The sequence below is a fragment of the Algoriphagus terrigena DSM 22685 genome, from assembly GCF_000429445.1.
Lineage (GTDB): Bacteria > Bacteroidota > Bacteroidia > Cytophagales > Cyclobacteriaceae > Algoriphagus > Algoriphagus terrigena.
The window spans coordinates 67,571-85,305 of the sequence record NZ_AUBW01000020.1; the positions used below are offsets into that span (position 1 = coordinate 67,571).

At 49.5% G+C, this 17,735-nt stretch carries 14 protein-coding genes; 6 read left to right on the top strand and 8 right to left on the bottom strand.

Annotated elements, in window-relative coordinates:
• Positions 1-86 precede the first annotated feature (86 nt).
• Complete coding sequence (locus G459_RS0117875; protein WP_026968865.1) at positions 87-1,187, bottom strand: Glu/Leu/Phe/Val dehydrogenase dimerization domain-containing protein; 1,101 nt, start codon at positions 1,185-1,187, stop codon at positions 87-89.
• 146 nt (positions 1,188-1,333) lie between these two features.
• Between G459_RS0117875 and G459_RS0117880 the strand changes: the two genes are divergently transcribed.
• Both G459_RS0117880 and G459_RS0117885 read left to right on the top strand, forming a co-directional pair.
• A complete protein-coding gene (locus tag G459_RS0117880; protein ID WP_026968866.1) occupies positions 1,334-3,124 on the top strand; it encodes an ABC transporter ATP-binding protein in 1,791 nt (596 codons plus the stop codon).
• Positions 3,125-3,195: 71 nt separating this feature from the next.
• Positions 3,196-3,513 (top strand): hypothetical protein, encoded by a 318-nt coding sequence (locus tag G459_RS0117885; RefSeq protein ID WP_026968867.1) that lies wholly within the window; start codon positions 3,196-3,198, stop codon positions 3,511-3,513.
• A gap of 167 nt (positions 3,514-3,680) precedes the next feature.
• Here the strand turns inward: G459_RS0117885 and G459_RS0117890 are convergent, their stop codons facing one another.
• Entirely contained in the window at positions 3,681-5,867 is a 2,187-nt protein-coding gene (locus G459_RS0117890) for a S9 family peptidase (RefSeq protein WP_026968868.1), read from the bottom strand.
• A gap of 152 nt (positions 5,868-6,019) precedes the next feature.
• Between G459_RS0117890 and G459_RS0117895 the strand changes: the two genes are divergently transcribed.
• Positions 6,020-7,006, top strand: a complete 987-nt coding sequence (locus tag G459_RS0117895; protein WP_026968869.1) for a D-alanine--D-alanine ligase — start codon at positions 6,020-6,022, stop codon at positions 7,004-7,006.
• Positions 7,007-7,190: 184 nt separating this feature from the next.
• On the opposite strand, the gene G459_RS0117900 is transcribed toward G459_RS0117895, so the two are convergent.
• From G459_RS0117900 to G459_RS0117925, 6 genes are all read right to left on the bottom strand, one after another.
• The gene (locus tag G459_RS0117900) at positions 7,191-7,925 is read right to left on the bottom strand and encodes an MIP/aquaporin family protein (RefSeq protein ID WP_026968870.1); all 735 of its coding nucleotides are present in this window, start codon (positions 7,923-7,925) and stop codon (positions 7,191-7,193) included.
• Positions 7,926-7,991: 66 nt separating this feature from the next.
• Positions 7,992-9,491, bottom strand: coding sequence for a glycerol kinase GlpK (gene glpK / locus G459_RS0117905; protein ID WP_026968871.1), 1,500 nt, complete (start codon positions 9,489-9,491; stop codon positions 7,992-7,994).
• Positions 9,492-9,649: 158 nt separating this feature from the next.
• The gene (locus tag G459_RS0117910) at positions 9,650-11,224 is read right to left on the bottom strand and encodes a glycerol-3-phosphate dehydrogenase/oxidase (protein ID WP_026968872.1); all 1,575 of its coding nucleotides are present in this window, start codon (positions 11,222-11,224) and stop codon (positions 9,650-9,652) included.
• A 60-nt stretch (positions 11,225-11,284) separates the two neighbouring features.
• Positions 11,285-11,782, bottom strand: a complete 498-nt coding sequence (locus G459_RS0117915; protein WP_026968873.1) for a SixA phosphatase family protein — start codon at positions 11,780-11,782, stop codon at positions 11,285-11,287.
• A 14-nt stretch (positions 11,783-11,796) separates the two neighbouring features.
• The gene (locus G459_RS0117920) at positions 11,797-12,531 is read right to left on the bottom strand and encodes an RluA family pseudouridine synthase (protein WP_026968874.1); all 735 of its coding nucleotides are present in this window, start codon (positions 12,529-12,531) and stop codon (positions 11,797-11,799) included.
• Positions 12,532-12,723: 192 nt separating this feature from the next.
• Complete coding sequence (locus G459_RS0117925) at positions 12,724-13,203, bottom strand: GNAT family N-acetyltransferase (RefSeq protein ID WP_026968875.1); 480 nt, start codon at positions 13,201-13,203, stop codon at positions 12,724-12,726.
• A 70-nt stretch (positions 13,204-13,273) separates the two neighbouring features.
• Here G459_RS0117925 and G459_RS0117930 point away from each other — a divergent pair, with 70 nt between their 5' ends.
• From G459_RS0117930 to G459_RS0117940, 3 genes are all read left to right on the top strand, one after another.
• Entirely contained in the window at positions 13,274-14,044 is a 771-nt protein-coding gene (locus G459_RS0117930) for a type III pantothenate kinase (protein ID WP_026968876.1), read from the top strand.
• 81 nt (positions 14,045-14,125) lie between these two features.
• The gene (locus tag G459_RS0117935) at positions 14,126-15,166 is read left to right on the top strand and encodes a quinone-dependent dihydroorotate dehydrogenase (protein WP_026968877.1); all 1,041 of its coding nucleotides are present in this window, start codon (positions 14,126-14,128) and stop codon (positions 15,164-15,166) included.
• 53 nt (positions 15,167-15,219) lie between these two features.
• Positions 15,220-17,733, top strand: coding sequence for an FtsK/SpoIIIE family DNA translocase (locus G459_RS0117940; protein WP_026968878.1), 2,514 nt, complete (start codon positions 15,220-15,222; stop codon positions 17,731-17,733).
• Positions 17,734-17,735: the final 2 nt, after the last annotated feature.

A 17,735-nucleotide genomic window follows, 5' to 3' on the forward strand; every position in this document is an offset into this window, starting at 1 on the left:
TTGGATGGGGTATAGCCATTTGCTCCAAGACAAAAAAACCACCGAAAGACTGTTTCCGGTGGTTTTGAGGATGGAAGACGTGTTCTTTAGAAAGGAAGCTTCAGCCTTCCGATCGCTTCAATCCGTGCTTTCGCCACTGCGATAGCGGCCTGCTGAGCAGGAATGTTTTCTTTTTCGGATTTTTCCAAGATGGTCAGACAGGTGTCGTAGATCTTCTCTGTCTGCGCAAAAACGGTTTCCTTTTGATAATCTCCGTAATATTCCGCGCCCACATTGATCACTCCGCCGGCGTTGATCAGAAAATCCGGCGCATAGACGATGCCTCTGTCCATGAGGATTTTTCCGTGCTTGGCTTCATCTTTCAGCTGGTTATTTGCCCCGCCGGCTACGACTGCACATTTCAAGCGGTCGATGGTCTGATCGTTGATCGTCGCGCCAAGGGCGCAAGGAGCGTAGATATCCATCGGAAGATCGTAGATGACGCTTGGGTCGACCACGGTTGCTCCTGTTGCTTTCGCGACTTCCCGCAGTTTGTCTTCGAAGATGTCTGTGATCAGGATCTCAGCTCCTTCTTTGACCAGGTAGTCGATCAGGTATTTACCAACTTGTCCGACTCCTTGGACGCCTATTCTTTTTCCGTTGAGTGAATCCGAACCGAAGGCCTTTTTAGCAGCAGCTTTGATACCCATATACACGCCAAATGCTGTGACGGGAGAGGGATCTCCTGCCCCGCCTTTGATTTGCGGGAGGCCTGTCACGTGTCGTGTTTCTCTGGAGATGTATTCCATGTCGGATGTCTTCATGTTGACGTCCTCTGCGGTGACGTATCGTCCCCCGAGACTCTCCACAAACCGCCCGAATCTTCTCAGAAATGCTTCATTCTTAAGTTTGGGATCGCCGATGATGACTGCCTTGCCGCCGCCAAGATTGAGTCCGGCCAGTGCATTTTTGAAAGTCATACCGCGTGAAAGTCGCAACACGTCGGTAATAGCCTCCTCTTCAGAAGCGTAAGGCCACATGCGCGTGCCACCCAAAGCTGGGCCAAGTACGGTATTATGAATGCCAATGAGGGCTTTTAAGCCAGTGGCTTGGTCATGACATACCACGAGTTGCTCGTGATCCATGGTGCTGATCTGCCCAAAAATGGAGCCTTCCCGCACTGTTTCGGTTGCATTAATCTCTAACATGTGAACTTAGCTTTTTAGAATACGTTATATTTGGGTTGTTGCCTTCGGAAAAAGGCTGATACAAAATTAAATACTTTTATCAGCCAACAAAGGAATCGCTTCAGTAGTTTCTATAACTTTATATTCAAATAAATAGTTTTTATTTCGTGAAGTCGCTTTGGAGAGTTAATAAGTATCTGTACAAATACAAGGGCTTGTTGTTGTTGGGGATAGTATTTACTGCGATCTCTAACATCTTCGTAATTATCCCGGCGCAACTGGTAAGAATTGCGATAGATTATGTGGTGGCGAGTTTTGCTCTTTACCGCCCTTTGATGCAGGGAGGGATGGGGGATTTCGCCCGCGAAACTTTTTTAGAATATGTCTTCATTTTCGGGATTTTGATCTTGGTGATGGCGTTGCTGAGAGGCTTTTTCCTCTTCCTGATCCGTCAGACCATCATCATCATGTCCCGAAAAGTCGAATACGACATGAAGAATGAGATTTTTGAGCACTATGAAAACCTCCCGCTGAGCTTTTACAGGAAGAATAGCACCGGTGATCTCATGGCTAGGATCACCGAAGACGTGAGCCGTGTGAGGATGTATCTTGGACCGGCTATTATGTACGGGCTTAACTTGTTACTATTATTTCCGCTGGTGATTTTCTACATGATCTCGGTCAATCCGGAACTAACCCTATGGTCGCTCCTGCCCTTACCTATCCTCTCTGTGAGCATCTATTTTGTCAACAATCTGATTAACGAACGCTCTGAGAAAATACAGCGAAGTCTGTCTGAGCTGAGCACGTTTGTACAGGAGGCATTTTCGGGCATCCGGGTTTTGAAGGCCTTCGTGAGGGAGGAAGATTCCGCAAGAGAATTTGCGATTGCAAGTGAAGTATACAAGGACAAATCCATTGAGCTCACGAAGGTGAATGCCTTGTTTTTTCCTTTGATCATGACGTTGGTGGGTATCTCTACGATCATCACTGTCTATGTCGGCGGGATCATGGTGATCGAGGGGGAGATCGGCTATGGGGTGATCGCGGAGTTTATCCTGTATGTCAACATCCTCACTTGGCCGGTGACTTCGCTCGGCTGGGTGACCAGTATCGTCCAGCGGGCAGCCGCCTCGCAAACCAGGATCAATGAGTTCATGGATATCCAGAACGATCTGGTGACCACCGAAAATCTAGAAGCCGATATCAAGGGAGCAATTCAGGTGAAGGATCTGACTTTCGTGTATCCTGACTCGGGGATCAAGGCGCTGGATCAGGTTTCTTTTGAAATCAAGGCCGGACAAACACTCGGCATTATCGGGACCACCGGATCTGGAAAATCAACCATCGCCAACTTACTGATGCGGATGTATGACCCTAGCTCAGGACAGATTCTGATCGACGGACTGGATATCCGGCGGTACAATATTTCGAGCTTGAGAAGGCAAATTGGGTTTGTGCCGCAGGATGTGTTTCTTTTTTCTGATACGATTTCCAACAACATCGCTTTTGGTCTGGATCATGCCGATCAGACAGTGATCGAGCGCGCAGCCAAGGATGCCGATGTGTACCAAAATATCGTCGATTTTCCGAAGGGCTTTGAAACCATGCTGGGAGAGCGGGGCATTACGCTGTCCGGCGGGCAAAAACAGCGGGTTTCGATTGCGCGGGCGATTGCAAAGGAGCCAAAAATCCTGATTTTGGATGACTGCCTGTCTGCAGTCGATACCAAAACGGAGAATTCCATCCTGACCGCGCTGAAGCGAATCATGGAAAACCGAACCTCTGTGATCATTTCCCATCGGGTTTCTTCCGCAAAGCTGGCTGACCAAATTATCGTCCTTGCTGATGGTAAGATCATCGAGCGCGGTGATCACGACTCTTTGATGAATCAGCGGGGCGTGTATGCGGATCTTTTTGAAAAACAGACGCAGTCGGGCGAGTCGGTAGAGAGTTGATTTTTTTGGGGAGAATACTGGTTTTCAGGTTTTTCTCCTAACTTGATTTCCTAAACAGATCGCTTTTGGCTATGACTAAGAAGAAATCCACCACCGAAGACATCGAGGAAGTTCTCCAGGAAATAGGAGGTAAAATCGAGGAGTTAGTCAAAAAAGGAGCCGAGGCAGGCAGCGAGGTAAAAGAGGAGATCGAGCAGAGGATCAAGGATCTGAAAGAGAACAAGACCAGCCTGGAAGAGGAGCTGCGCAAAGGCAAGGAAATGCTTGCCCGCGAATTCAAGGAAAAGAAGGAAGAAATGGATCCGAAGATCCAGGAATCCAAAGGATTTTTGAAGGAATCACTTCGCCAATTCGGACTAGCCGTCAAAGCGATTCTTGGAAAGAAATAGACGACGGTTCGTAGATCGGTTGAAAAATCATTGGTTGTTGTGTCTATGGGCGGAAGAGGATGTGTGGACGCTACAGCGTTTGTTTGGGGAAATTCTAAATACTTACTGAAAACGAAAAAAAACCGCAAAGTTAATCTCTGCGGCTTTTTAGAGTTAAATACGGGCGATTACAGTTTTTCTTTCAGAAAATCGGTCATCTGAGTATAGAGATGCCAAGTGGTATTGCCTCCATAGATCCCGTGATTTTTGTTGGGATAGTAGAAGGTCTCAAACTGCTTATCGGCTGTGATCAGGGCATTGACCAAGTCCACGGAATTTTGGAAGTGGACGTTGTCATCGCCGGTGCCGTGAATGAGGAGGAAGTTGCCTCTCAGCTGGTTGACGTGGTTGATCGGGCTGTTGTTGTCATATCCAGCGGCGTTGAGTTGAGGAGTCTGCAAATAGCGCTCGGTGTAGATTGTGTCATAATATCTCCAGGTCGTCACCGGAGCGACAGCGATGGCTGTCTTGAATACGTCATTGCCGATCATCAGCGCAAGCGAAGACATGTATCCGCCATAGGACCAGCCCCAGATTCCGATTCTGGCGGCATCTACGAACGGCATCTTGGCGAAATGCTTCGCTCCCTCGATCTGATCGATTGTTTCCAATTTACCGAGGTTGGCGTAGGTCGAGTGCTTAAAGTCACGACCTCTGCCGCCGGTGCCGCGGTTGTCGATGCAGGCAATGATGTACCCTTCGGCAGCGAGTTGCTGGTGCCAAAAATCACGCAGGCCTCCCCAGCCGTTCAGCACGTTTTGGGAACCTGGACCGCCATACACATACATCAGCAGCGGATACTTTTTGTTGGGGTCAAAGTCTGCAGGCTTTAGAATATAGCCATATAGAGACGTGCCGTCGACGGTTGGGAAGCTGAAAAACTCCTTTTTTCCAAGAGCCAGACCAGCCACTCGATCCCGCAAAACTATGTTGTCTTCGAGCACTTTGATTTCTTTGCCGGACGCGTCATGGAGACTGACCGTCACCGGAGTATCGGCGGTCGAGTAGTAGTCAATGTAGAATTTCCGGTCTGAGCTCATGTTGACAGAATGGGTTCCCTTGTCCGGAGAGAGGACTTTTTTGCCTTTTCCGTCCAGATTGATCACGTAGAAGTTGCGCTCCAGCGGAGAAGCTTCGGTAGAGAGGTAGTAGATTTTCTTGGCTTTTTCATCCACCCCAACCATCGCAGACACTTCCCAATTTCCAGCCGTGATCTGCCGGATTAGCGTCCCGTCAAGATTGTGGTGGTAGATGTGTTTGAAGCCATCTTGCTCTGAAGTCCGGATGAATGTTTTGCCATCGCTCAAGTATTGGAGATCGTCGTTGTATTCGAGATCCACGTAGGTTTTGGACGTCTCGGAGATGATCAGTTTGCTCGCTCCAGTACTTGCATCCGCATGGAAAAGATCAAGCTGGTTTTGGAGGCGGTTTAGCCGGATAAAAGCAAGTGTGTTGGCTTCTTTCGTCCAATAGATTCTCGGAAGGTAGATGTCCGTTTCTGTTCCTGCATCCACTTTTTGAGTTTTGCCGGAGGCCAAATCATACACATGGATGCTGACTGTGGAGTTCTTCTCCCCGGCTTTTGGGTATTTGAATTTGTAATCCTTTGGATACAGGGATCCCCAGAGCTGCATGTTGTACTCCGGAACCTGGCTTTCGTCAAAGCGGATAAAGGCAATTTTCTTTCCATCCGTTGACCATTTGAAAGCTTGGGCCATCGAAAACTCCTCTTCGTACACCCAGTCCGCTGATCCGTTGATGACCTTGTTCCACTCCCCGTCGGTTGTGATTTGCGTGAGCTTGTCGCTGATCAGATCCACCATGTATAGGTTGTTTTCTTTCACAAAAGCAACCTTGTTGTTGTCAGGAGAGAGGGTTGCATAGGAGATTTTCTCTCCGTTCATCAGTTGCTGCTTTTCGCCGGAGGCCATGTCGACTACGTAAAAAATCCCTTTAGACGAACGTCTATAGATAGCTTCCACATCTGTAGCGATCAAAGCTTTGGATTCATCAGCATTGAAGGAATAGGAAGAGAAATTGACTCCCAACGCCCGCCCGTCCAGCAAAACGCCGGATTCCTCACCGGTTGCGACGTTGATTTTTACCACGACAGGAGCTCCATTTCGAACAATCTGAGAGCTGTAAAACTGCCCGTCTTTCATCCAGTTGATCCCCGAAACTGTTTTTTGGTCGAAGGTTCCCTTTTTGAAAACGTCCTCCATGGTTACTTTTTTCAGACCTTGCGCCTGCGAGATAATTGACGCGCCCACCGAGCAAATCAGGGCAAGGCACAGAAGTTTCCAACTTTTAATCATAACAATCTTATTTGGGTTGAACAGGTGAATTTCAGGGGACGAATATAGGAAACCTCCCGAAAACCTGTGGAGGGATTTAGGTGGCCGTTTTGGGAAAAACCTTGGAGGGTTAAGAGAAAATAGCCTATTTCGCAGTACAAATTTTTCGTGCCATGAAGAAGACAATTGCCCTCGTGACCGGTGGTTTTACCGGTGAATCAGTCATCTCGCTGAAAAGCGCCGCCGTAGTCGAAAAGACGATCGATCGGGAGAAATACGAGGTGTATAAGATCTTTGTTTACCCAGGAGATTGGCATTATTTGAATTCCGGCGGGGAGAAAATCCCGGTGAATCTAAACGACTTTAGTATCAGCTTAGGTGATGAAAAGATCACTTTTGACGGCGTATTCAATATTCTTCACGGTTCGCCGGGCGAAGACGGTAAGCTTGCCGGCTACTTTGATATGCTCGGGATTCCCTACACCACCTGCGATCAGCTGACTTCGGCGATCACGATGAATAAAGGATACACCAAGGCAATCGTGCAGGATATTCCCGAACTGAACGTAGCTCAATCTGTTCAGCTTTTTGAAAAAAGCCGTGAAAACGTCCAGAGAATACAAGCCGAACTTGCGCTGCCTCTCTTTATCAAACCCAACAACGGAGGAAGCTCCATCGGCATGAGCAAGGTAAAAACTTGGGAAGAACTACCGGAGGCCTTGGAAAAGGCCTTTGCCGAAGACAAGCAAGTGCTCGTGGAGGAGTTTGTATCCGGGCGGGAGTTTTCGATAGGAGTGTTCAAGGGAAAAGGCAAGATCACCGTCTTGCCAGCCACTGAAATCGTGAGCAGCAAGGAGTTTTTTGACTACGAAGCGAAGTATGTCCCCGGAGTGGCGGAGGAGATCACGCCCGGTAGGATGAGTGCCGAAGAAGGGGCATGCGTCGGTCAGATTGTGGCCAAAGTCTATGAAAAACTCAACTGCAAAGGAGCCGTTAGGGTGGATTATTTCCTCCAACACGAGACCGGAAAATTCTATTTCATCGAGATCAACACCGTACCGGGACAGACCGAAACCAGCCTGATTTCCCAGCAAGTGAGAGCAACCGGGATGGAGGTCAAGGAGTTTTATACCGAGTTGATAGAGGAGATGTTTTCCTGAGAGTCAAGAATCGAGAGTCAAGAACCTAGAGTCTAGAATCGAAGCTAAGAATCAAGAAAGCCCGGATTGGAAGATCCAGGCTTTTTAATTTGAAGAAATTGAAAATCTAAGAACCAAGGGGGACAAGTCCTGATCCCCAAAAAGACGTATTTTTTGGGGATTACGATCGCCAAAAAAACATTTTCTAGCTTCCCACTACCAGGTACAATCCGGCCGCCAGTGCACACCCGATGATCGGGCCAACAATCGGTACCCAGGCATATCCCCAGTCCGAACTTCCTTTTCCTTTGATTGGCAAAATCTGATGCATAATCCTCGGGCCGAGATCCCGTGCAGGATTGATCGCATAGCCAGTAGTCCCTCCCAAGGCGAGTCCAATCACCCAAACCAAAAAAGCGACCGGTACCGCGCCCACAGAACCCAAGCCGATTGGAGTTCCGGAGGCGTCTTCCATCTTGGCTCCGGAGATGTACAGGATCACAAAAATCAAGACAAAAGTTCCTAAGATTTCGGAGGTCACGCTGGTGTTGAAATTGCGAATGGCAGGATCTGTGCAAAACGGAGCGCGTTTTAAGCCGGGATCTTTTTCAAGATCGAAGTGGTCGCGGTACATGAGCCAAGCCAAAAAAGAACCCAACATCGCTCCTCCGATCTGAGCCAAGATATACCCAGGAGCCAAAGCCCAATCAAACTTCCCGGCGATCCCGAGACCGACCGTCACGGCCGGATTGAGATGTGCGCCGCTGGATGGCCCGGCGATTACGACACCGCAAAATACTGCCAGCGCCCAGGCCGTCGTGATTGCGATGAGTCCACCGCCATTTCCCTTGGTTTGGGGCAAAACGACGTTTGCGACCACGCCGGATCCCAATAAAATGAGGACTCCTGTCCCGATAAATTCTGCGATATATGGATTCATCCTGTTTTTTTGTGTCTGTGGGGTTTTGAGGCAGCTTGATGCTGCTTTTGAAATTTTTGCCCTTGATTATTCGATCCAGTTTTTGGAACGTTCCACTGCTTTGTGCCAGAAGTGGATCAGTTTTTCCCGTTTCTCGTCCGGCATTTCAGGCTGGAAACTCCGGTCGGCGGTCCAAAGCTCCTGAAGCTCTTCCCGGTTTTTCCAAAATCCAACTGCCAATCCAGCCAAGAATGCTGCACCGATCGCTGTGGTTTCGATGATCTTTGGCCGCTTGATTTCACAGTCAAGTAGGTCCGCTTGGAATTGCATCAGGAAATTGTTGGCAGTCGCCCCGCCGTCCACCCGAAGCTCCTGAGTGGGTTTTCCGCTGTCTTTTTCCATGGCCTTGAGCACGTCGTAGACTTGGTAGGCGATGGCTTCCAAGGCAGCCCGGGTCATGTGGGCAATCGTAGTTCCCCGGGTAATTCCAAAAAATGCCCCTCTTGCATCCTGATCCCAGTGTGGCGCGCCCAGTCCTGATAGTGCGGGGACAAAATACACGTGGTCGTTATCTTCCAGACTGGCCGCCAACTTTTCTGTTTCGGATGCTTTTTTGAAAAGCTCCAGTCCGTCGCGAAGCCACTGGACAGCTGCTCCGCCGATGAAGACCGAACCTTCCAGCGCGTAGTTGATCTCATCGCCGATCTTCCAGGCTACGGTCGTCAAAAGTTGATTTTGAGAACGCACAGCCTCTTTGCCAGTATTCATGACGAGAAAACAGCCCGTGCCGTAGGTGGTTTTTGCCATGCCAGGCTCCGTGCAAAGCTGACCAAAAAGCGCCGCCTGCTGATCGCCTGCAACTCCGGCGATGGGGATTTTGACGCTCAGAACATCCCCCGTAGTCTCACAGAAAATCTCGCTGCAGGACTTGACTTCGGGAAGCATGGACTTTGGGATTTCGAACAGATCCAACAGCTCCTGATCCCATTCCTGAGAATGGATGTTGAAAAGCATCGTCCGGCTCGCGTTGGTGATGTCGGTCAGGTGTTCTCTTCCTGTACTCAGCTTCCAGATCAGCCAGGAGTCTACCGTGCCAAAGGCCAATTCTCCGGCCTCTGCACGCTCCCGCGCGCCTTTCACATTCTCCAAGATCCATCGGACTTTGGTGGCAGAAAAATACGCATCGATGATCAGCCCGGTCTTGGAGGCAATTTTTTCAGAAAGTCCTTTTTCTTTGAGCTCATTGCAAAAAGCCGCGGTCCGCCGATCCTGCCAGACGATCGCTTTGTGGATTGGTTTGCCGGTCTTCCTGTCCCAGACAATGGTCGTCTCCCGCTGATTGGTGATGCCGATGGCGGCGATCTGATCCGCCCGGATGTCTTTGTTGACGAGGGACTCGATCATGACTGAGGATTGGCTGGTCCAGATCTCATTGGCGTCGTGCTCGACCCAGCCTTGATTTGGAAAAAATTGCTTGAATTCCTTTTGGGCGACGGAGACGATCTGGCCCTTTTTGTCAAAAATAATCGCTCTTGAACTGGTCGTCCCCTGGTCGAGCGCCATCAGGTACGGTTTGTCTTGGGTCATTGTTCTTGGGTTTACGGTATTCTATTCATGTTTATCAGCAATCCCTCTAGTAGTGAGATTTGGTTTTCCAAACGCACCAAAAAACCGAAGTGGCGCATCTTTAGAGATTATCAAATCATAGGCGTCGCTTAGATCGGCCAAGCAAACGATTTAAGAAATCAGCTTCCCTTTGGCTTAATCAGGTATTTTTCTCCGACTAGTTGAAAATCCTCCAGCTCTTTTTCGATCCAGCCGGGAGTTTTATTGAGCTCAACTGCCATCAAGTCTGCTACTTTTTTTGCAGAATCCAGTGCCGCTTGCGCATCCAGCATCAGCATTCGAACCCTTCTGGAAAGTACATCTTCAACTTTAATTGCCATCTCATGCCGGACGGCCCAAACCACCTCTGCCATGATATTTGGGAAGTCAGGATGTATTTTTTCGGCCAAACTTGTGTCGGCTTTTGCCAAATCCTGGATCAATCTTGCATTCGAGCCATATACTCCCCAGTGTCCATCGGGAATGGATTTCGTGAATCCATGAAGCAAGATGTCCTTGGAAGTCGAATCGGCCAACTTCACTCCGGTGATTTTGGGGTAGTACTCGAGCGTGTCTTCCCCCATCTTGCGAAACGTTGTCCATTTACCTCCAGTGAGCGAAACCAGTCCGCTCTCAGAGACGATGACCTTGTGCGATCGGGAGATTTCCTTGGTTTTGGTGCTGCCTTCTTTGGGCCGGGCCAGTGGCCTCAGTCCTGCGAAAACAGACTTTACATCGGCTCGGGTCGGAGTTCGCGTCAAATATCCGGCGGCTGTTTCCAGCACAAAATCGATCTCTTTTTGCAAAGCTTCCGGCTCGAGCTTTGCCTTTTCCCGAAGGGTATCGGTAGTCCCGACGACGAGTTTTCCATGCCAAGGGACTGCAAAAAGCACCCTGCCGTCACGGGTTTTTGGGATCATGAGCGCGTCGTCTCCACCCAAAAAATCGCGCTCCAATACTAGGTGAATTCCCTGGCTAGGTTGGATGGTCTTGGGTGCTTCGGGATTGTCCATTTGGAGGATTTTGTCAGCGAATACTCCTGTGGCATTGACGACCATCCGGGCATTGATCCCGTACTTCTTTTTGGATAAAAGATCCTGCACCTGCAGCCCGCAAAGCTTGCCTGCTGCGTCTTTTTCCAGCGCGGCGACTTTGGTATAATTCAATATGCAGGCTCCGGCATGGTCCGCCGTCTGGGCAATGGCGAGTGCCAGCCGTGCATCGTCGAATTGGCCGTCATGATAGACAATCCCTCCGAAAAGCCCTTTAGAATTGATGCCGGGCATGCGTCTCAGCGTCTCTTCTTTGGAAATATACCTTGACGATCCAAGACTCAAATTGGCGGCCATGTAATCGTACATCTTGAGCCCAGCGCTGAATTGGACCCGATCCCAAAGCGTATATACCGGGATGATGAAAGCTTGATTTCTGGTGAGATGGGGCGCATTTTTCAGCAATCGGCCACGCTCTCGGAGCGCCTCAAGCACCAGAAAAACGTCTCCTTGGGCCAGATAGCGCACTCCTCCATGGAGAAGTTTCGTGCTGCGGCTCGAGGTGCCTTTGGCAAAATCTGCCTTTTCAAAAAGTGCTACTGAAAGTCCTCTGGAAACTGCGTCCAGCGCTACGCCCAGTCCAGACGCTCCGCCTCCAATCACGGCGACGTCCCAGATTTTATCAGAATCTTGGAGTTGTTTTAGGTTTTCTTTCCGGTCCATTTGTTCCTCGACTTGTGTTTTGAAGATAGAGGAATTGAGCCGCCAAAGAAAAAATCCGAATTAAAAATCCTTGTAAACTTTTCGAATAACTGAGGATGAATTGCCTTCCAACGTGACAATATAGATGTACTCGTATTCGAGGTCGATTAAATCCGCATATTTCTCCCCATCTCCGACGAAGTAGTTGGCCAATTGACTGACTGTGTTGCTGTGGCCCACCACCAACGCATTTCCCTCCAAGTCTCTCAGCTGGGCGACCAAGGCATCGTGATTGTTGGGATCGTAGGACTCGATTTCTACTCCTGCGGCGCTTGCCGTCGGCCAGGCCGTCAATCGGGTGCGTTGGTAGTCGGTCGAGAAAATATGCTTGATGTCTTGATCCGCCAAGATCTGCGCGAGCTTTTTGGCTCTCGCCTGTCCAGCCTGCGAAAGTTCCGGATTTTGTCCTTCAAGGAGTTTTTCCGCATGTCGGACGATGTAGATGGTTTTGGGCTGATTCTGCGAAGTACAGGAAGCCAAAACCAGGATCAGGGAGAAAAGAAGGAGGAGATTTTTCATATGATTTTACTTGTTTACCCTGAAAAGGTATTGTCCAGATGCTGGTCTTTAGCCTTGATCTCTTCAAACTCCAAGAACTGCTCCCAAAATTCCGTCTCAGGAAGTGCAGCCCGCATGTAGAGTTTTTCCTTGCGGATGGGGTGTACAAAGATCAGGTGAAACGCATGCAGATTGATGCTGGCGTCGGGATTGGGTTTTGCGAATCCATATTTCACATCTCCCCGGATCGGGCAGCCCATCGATGCCAACTGAACCCGAATCTGATGCGGACGGCCCGAAATAGGTCGGACTTCCAGCAGCCAGTGGTCGTTCATGTAGCCGAGCGTCTTGTAGTTCAGTTCGGCCTTTTGTGAACCGGACACCTCTTTGTCGTGGGCAGTGACGACATTTTTGAATTCGTCTTTTGTCAGGTAATGGGTCAATTTGCCCTGCTCTTCTTTCGGTCTTCTCTTGACGAGCGCCCAGTAGACTTTGTGAATATCCCGCTTGCGGAACAGCTCCATCATCCGCTCCAGACCTTTGGAAGTACGCGCAAAAGCGACCAATCCGCTGACGGGGCGATCCAGCCGATGGATGGGATGGAGAAAAACGTCCCCGGGTTTGTTGTATTTGGCTCCGATATATTCTCTGCAATAGTCTGTCAGGGTTTTGTCGCCGGTTTTGTCACCCTGCACCAGGATGCCGGCGGCCTTGTTGACGATCAGGAGGTGGTTGTCCTCATAGACAACTGTAAATGGCTTCTTTTTCATGAGTATTTAATTTGATTTTCAGAGGCCACATAGCCCGTCCCGATTTTTCTTCGGGAGAATCTCGCAAGGAGGATAACCAACTCCCGCCATTGCATGGGTAATGCTCGATTTCATAATGAATCACAAAGGTAGGTGATTATGTTGGATGACGGATGCGGGATGTCCGATGCTTGGACCATCGTGCATCGGACATCAAACACCCAACAATTCCTTAATCTCGTAATCCTGCAGATGCGCATTTAGCCAGCCGGCTTCAAGAGTTGCATTATATTTTCGGTAAAAATTAATTGCAGGCTCATTCCAGTCCAGCACTTGCCACATCATTCCGGTGCAGTTGGCTTCGAGAGACTTGGCCATGACGCGGTCAAAAAGCAGTTTTCCAGCGCCTTGTCCACGCTCGGATTCGGTTACGACGATGTCTTCCAGGTAAAGTCTCTTTCCCTTCCAGGTGCTGTAGCGGTAATAGTAGATCGCAATCCCGATGATTTCTGCGGTGGGTTGCTTCTCGCAGACAAAGAGTCCATAAACCGGATTTGGCCCAAAACCGTCGGCCTTCATCAAGTCCAGCGTGTTGGTGACTTGCTCGGGAGCTTTTTCATAAAGTGCCAGTTCTTTGATCAGTTCGAGGACTCGGGGCAAGTCTTCAATCTTGCCTTCACGGAGAGAATACATAAGCGGAAAAGGAATAGAGATTTGGTAATTACTTTTGTGAAGGCCTAAATTAGTCAAAACCCGAGAAAGAATGTTTTTAGCCATTGATGCCGGCAATTCCAATGTAGTATTTGCGCTTTACGATGAAAAATCAGGGAAATGGGCAAACCAATTCCGCTTGGAGACTCATACGCCGCGGCTGATTTCCCAGCTGAGCAAGAAAGTTCCGCTGTACTTTTTGGAGCATGGGATTCAGCCTTCCCAGATTCAGAAGATCGGTTTCAGCTCCGTCGTCCCAGAGGTGAATTCAATCATCGGCCAGTTTTGTGAAAACTACTTTGGGCTTTCTCCCTATCTGATCTCTGCGAAAAGCTACGCGAAGCTTCCCGTCAAATCGCTCCGCCCAAATGAGATCGGCTCGGACCTGATGTGCAATGTGATGGCGGCCTTCTCGAGGTACTCCCGGCCGGTGATCGTGGTGGATTTTGGCACGGCGCTGACTTTCACAGCGGTAGATTCGGAGGGTAAAATCTTGGGAGTAAACATCGTTCCCGGGTTAAAAACTGCTGTTCGGGCGTTATTCACAGATACTTCCAAGCTCCCCGAGGTCGAGCTCAAACTTCCCCAATCGGCCCTCGGACAAAATACCATCCACGCGATCCAGGCTGGCGTTTTGTATGGCTACACCGGATTGGTGAAGGGGATGATCGAGACAATGACGGCGGAGACTGGTTTGAAATTCACCGTCGTTGCCACTGGCGGCTTGGCTTCGATACTCACAACTTTGGAGAAAACCTTTGACGAAATTGACCGGAATCTGACTTTGGAAGGACTCAGGCTGATTACTGAATTGAACGCATAGTCTGGGGAAAACCAAGGCGTTTCCTCCCGTTTTTCTCCGGGCAATCCCTAACTTTGGCAACCAAATTCAAGCCTCGCCACCGTGTACAAATCGATCCTCAAACCCATCTTTTTCCTCAGAAAACCAGAAGAAGCACATCATTTAACAGTTGGGCTGACCAAGTTCACCTTCAACTTACCTGTAGTAAACTCGGTCGTCAACTCGATCTTTGAACTGGATGATCCGAGGCTTGAGAGCCAGGTGTTCGGGCTGAAATTCAAGAACCCAGTGGGGCTGGCAGCAGGATTTGACAAGGACGCCAAAGTCATCGACGAGATGGCGATGTTGGGTTTTGGGTTTATCGAAGTCGGAACTTTGACACCCAAACCGCAGGAAGGAAATCCCCTTCCCCGCCTGTTTAGACTTCCTCAAGACGACGCGCTGATCAATCGCATGGGCTTCAACAACGGCGGCGTGCTGGAGGCGGTAGAGCGGTTGAAGAAGCGGAAATCCAGCGTGCTGATCGGCGGGAACATCGGCAAAAACAAAGTCACCCCCAATGAAAATGCGGTGGACGATTACCTGTTTTGCCTGGAAGCTCTGCATGACTATGTGGATTATTTTGTGGTCAACGTCAGTTCCCCAAACACGCCAAATCTTCGGGATTTGCAGGAAAAGGAGCCGTTGAAGCAACTCTTGCAAGCGGTGAAATCCGCCAATGACAAGAAATCCAATCCAAAGCCGATCCTCCTGAAAATTGCTCCGGATCTCACCGACGGGCAGCTGGATGACATCGTGGAGATCGTCCGCGAGACGGGAATCGCGGGAGTGATCGCGACCAATACGACCATCGACCGTTCGAAACTGAGCACTCCACAACCTGAAGTGGAAGCTATCGGAGCAGGCGGAGTGAGCGGCAGAGTATTGGCAAAAAGAAGTACCGAAGTCATCCGATACCTTCATCAGAAATCGAATGGCGCGTTTCCAATCGTGGGAGTGGGCGGGATCTTCTCTGCCGAAGATGCGATAGAGAAGCTGGAGGCCGGCGCCAGCTTGGTGCAGGTCTACTCGGGCATGATTTATGAGGGACCAGCCTTGATCAAAAAGATCAAGAAAGGACTTCTGGCATATTTTTCCCGGTAAGATGTCCTTCAGTAGCCCTTTGGCTAAAATTAAAATTGTACTTTCAAGCTTAGATGGCATCAGAATCTCCCGGCAAAAATACCTTTCGAAAGAAAACCGATAACACCAAAAAAGCCCCTCAGAAACCAAAAGGGCCGGGTTTTTCGTTTCCGAAAATTCAGTTCAAGCAGCTCCCGCTGACCTTGGGAATCATTCTGATTTCAGCCTCCATCTTCCTTTTTATTGCCTTTGTCAGCTACCTGATCAACGGCCCCGCGGATCAAAGTCTCGTGATGAACAATCCCGATCAAGCGATCCGCGATTCTGCCCGTGAGTCCCAAAACTGGGTGGGCTATCTCGGGGCTCAGGCGTCCCATTGGTTGATTTATCGCTGGTTTGGGATCGCTGCGTTTTTGATTCCTCCGTTTCTTTTCTTACTGGGGTTCAGATGGACGTTTAAGTTTTCCTTGATTTCGCTGACCCGATACTCGGTTTTTGCGCTGTTTTTCACCGCTTGGCTGGGATTGCTGATGGGCTACGTCGTGATCTTGGTCGAAGGATATTCCTTCTGGAGTTTCCTTTCGGGCGGATTTGGTTATGAATTGGCCAAGCTGTCCAGCGACTTTCTCGGTATGGGCACGTTTATCTTGATTGTCGGAGCCTTCCTGATTTTCGTCGTGCTGTTCTTCGGATTGGAGCAGCTGCATTGGTTTGCGCCCAAGGCGGCTACCGAAGAGGATGCGATTGGTTCTTCAGATTTTGAGAAAAAGAGCAAAAAGTCCAACCCATTCCTCAGTGAGGAAGATTCTGAAGAAGGCTTCGACGAACTGGAAGAGGACATGGCAGATGATGGGAGCGCTTGGGAGGTAAAAAGTAACTCGGCGCCTACATCCGCTCCGGAGATTCCGTTCACTGTGCCCGGCTTGCAGGAGGAAGAAATGGAGGAGGAAGAGGACATCTTTGACGTCCCTCAGGTGAATCTGTTGGAAGAAGGAAGGTCGAAATCCACCACGGTGAAAGAGGGGAATTTTTCTGTCAAAAAAGCCGAAGAAGAGAAAACAGCTCAGGAAGTCGAGAACTTAGATCCTTACGATCCGACTCTCGACCTGCCAAGATATAAATACCCGACACTGGATTTGATGAACGACTACGACATCAAGAAGGTGACCGTATCCATGCAGGAATTGCAGGAGAACAAGGACAAGATCGTCACGACGCTGAAGAATTTCCAGATTGGGATCCAGGGGATTCAGGCGACAATTGGGCCTACGGTAACACTTTATGAGATCGTACCTGATCCGGGCGTGAAGATCTCCAAGATCAAAAACTTGGAAGATGACATCGCGTTGAGTCTGGCGGCGTTGGGGATTCGTATCATCGCTCCGATTCCCGGCAAGGGTACCATCGGTATCGAAGTGCCCAACAAAAACAGGGAACTGGTTCCGGCGAGGTCTGTTTTGGGTACTGAGAAATTTCTGAAGTCGGACAAAGATCTGCCGATAGCGCTGGGGAAAACCATCTCCAACGAGGTCTTCGTAGCCGATCTTGCCAAGATGCCTCACTTGCTGATGGCGGGTGCGACCGGACAGGGAAAGTCTGTCGGATTGAATATGATCCTCGCGTCCCTGATCTACAAGAAGCATCCTTCCCAGTTGAAGTTTGTGCTGGTTGATCCTAAAAAGGTAGAATTGACGCTCTTCAACAAGATCGAGCGGCATTTCTTGGCCAAACTTCCAGGTGCAGAAGAGGCCATCATTACGGACACCAAAAAGGTCATCTATACGCTCAATTCGCTTTGTATTGAGATGGACAACCGATACAACTTGCTGAAAGACGCTGGCTGCAGAAACCTGAAAGAGTACAATGCAAAGTTCATCGCCCGAAAGCTCAATCCGGACAAAGGTCACTATTTCATGCCTTACATTGTTTTGGTGATTGATGAGTTGGCGGATTTGATGATGACTGCCGGAAAAGAAATCGAGGCTCCTATTGCCCGATTGGCTCAGCTTGCACGGGCGATTGGGATTCACCTGGTCGTCGCAACGCAAAGGCCGTCCGTGAACGTGATCACAGGTATCATCAAAGCGAACTTCCCAGCGCGGCTTTCTTTCAGAGTGACTTCCAAGATTGATTCCAGAACGATCCTCGACGCGGGCGGCGCGGATCAGTTGATCGGTATGGGCGATATGCTGCTTTCCCACGGATCGGAGATGACCCGGATCCAGTGCGCCTTCCTCGATACGCCTGAAGTGGAGGCGATCTGTGATTGGATCGGAGAGCAAAAAGGGTATTCGGATGCCTATCTCTTGCCTGAGTTTGTCGGTGAAGATGGTGACGGATCGTTATCCAGTGTCGATCTCGCTGACCGGGACCCACTTTTTGATGATGCAGCGAGGATGATTGTGTTACATCAGCAAGGCAGTACATCGCTGATTCAGAGGAAGTTGAAATTGGGATACAATCGGGCCGGCAGGATCGTAGATCAGCTAGAAGCGGCAGGAATCGTGGGGCCATTTGAAGGCTCCAAAGCCCGGGAAGTACTAATCCAAGACGAAGCTAGTTTGGAACGGTTATTGAATAGTTTGTAAAA

What these genes read in the sequence shown, in the direction of transcription:
- G459_RS0117875 (WP_026968865.1), bottom strand. Translation starts at nt 1,187, where the DNA reads ATGTTAGAGATTAATGCAACCGAAACAGTGCGGGAAGGCTCCATTTTT.
- G459_RS0117920 (WP_026968874.1), bottom strand. Translation starts at nt 12,531, where the DNA reads ATGAAAAAGAAGCCATTTACAGTTGTCTATGAGGACAACCACCTCCTG.
- G459_RS0117895 (WP_026968869.1), top strand. Translation starts at nt 6,020, where the DNA reads ATGAAGAAGACAATTGCCCTCGTGACCGGTGGTTTTACCGGTGAATCA.
- glpK (WP_026968871.1), bottom strand. Translation starts at nt 9,491, where the DNA reads ATGACCCAAGACAAACCGTACCTGATGGCGCTCGACCAGGGGACGACC.
- G459_RS0117930 (WP_026968876.1), top strand. Translation starts at nt 13,274, where the DNA reads ATGTTTTTAGCCATTGATGCCGGCAATTCCAATGTAGTATTTGCGCTT.
- G459_RS0117940 (WP_026968878.1), top strand. Translation starts at nt 15,220, where the DNA reads ATGGCATCAGAATCTCCCGGCAAAAATACCTTTCGAAAGAAAACCGAT.
- G459_RS0117885 (WP_026968867.1), top strand. Translation starts at nt 3,196, where the DNA reads ATGACTAAGAAGAAATCCACCACCGAAGACATCGAGGAAGTTCTCCAG.
- G459_RS0117900 (WP_026968870.1), bottom strand. Translation starts at nt 7,925, where the DNA reads ATGAATCCATATATCGCAGAATTTATCGGGACAGGAGTCCTCATTTTA.
- G459_RS0117910 (WP_026968872.1), bottom strand. Translation starts at nt 11,224, where the DNA reads ATGGACCGGAAAGAAAACCTAAAACAACTCCAAGATTCTGATAAAATC.
- G459_RS0117890 (WP_026968868.1), bottom strand. Translation starts at nt 5,867, where the DNA reads ATGATTAAAAGTTGGAAACTTCTGTGCCTTGCCCTGATTTGCTCGGTG.
- G459_RS0117915 (WP_026968873.1), bottom strand. Translation starts at nt 11,782, where the DNA reads ATGAAAAATCTCCTCCTTCTTTTCTCCCTGATCCTGGTTTTGGCTTCC.
- G459_RS0117925 (WP_026968875.1), bottom strand. Translation starts at nt 13,203, where the DNA reads ATGTATTCTCTCCGTGAAGGCAAGATTGAAGACTTGCCCCGAGTCCTC.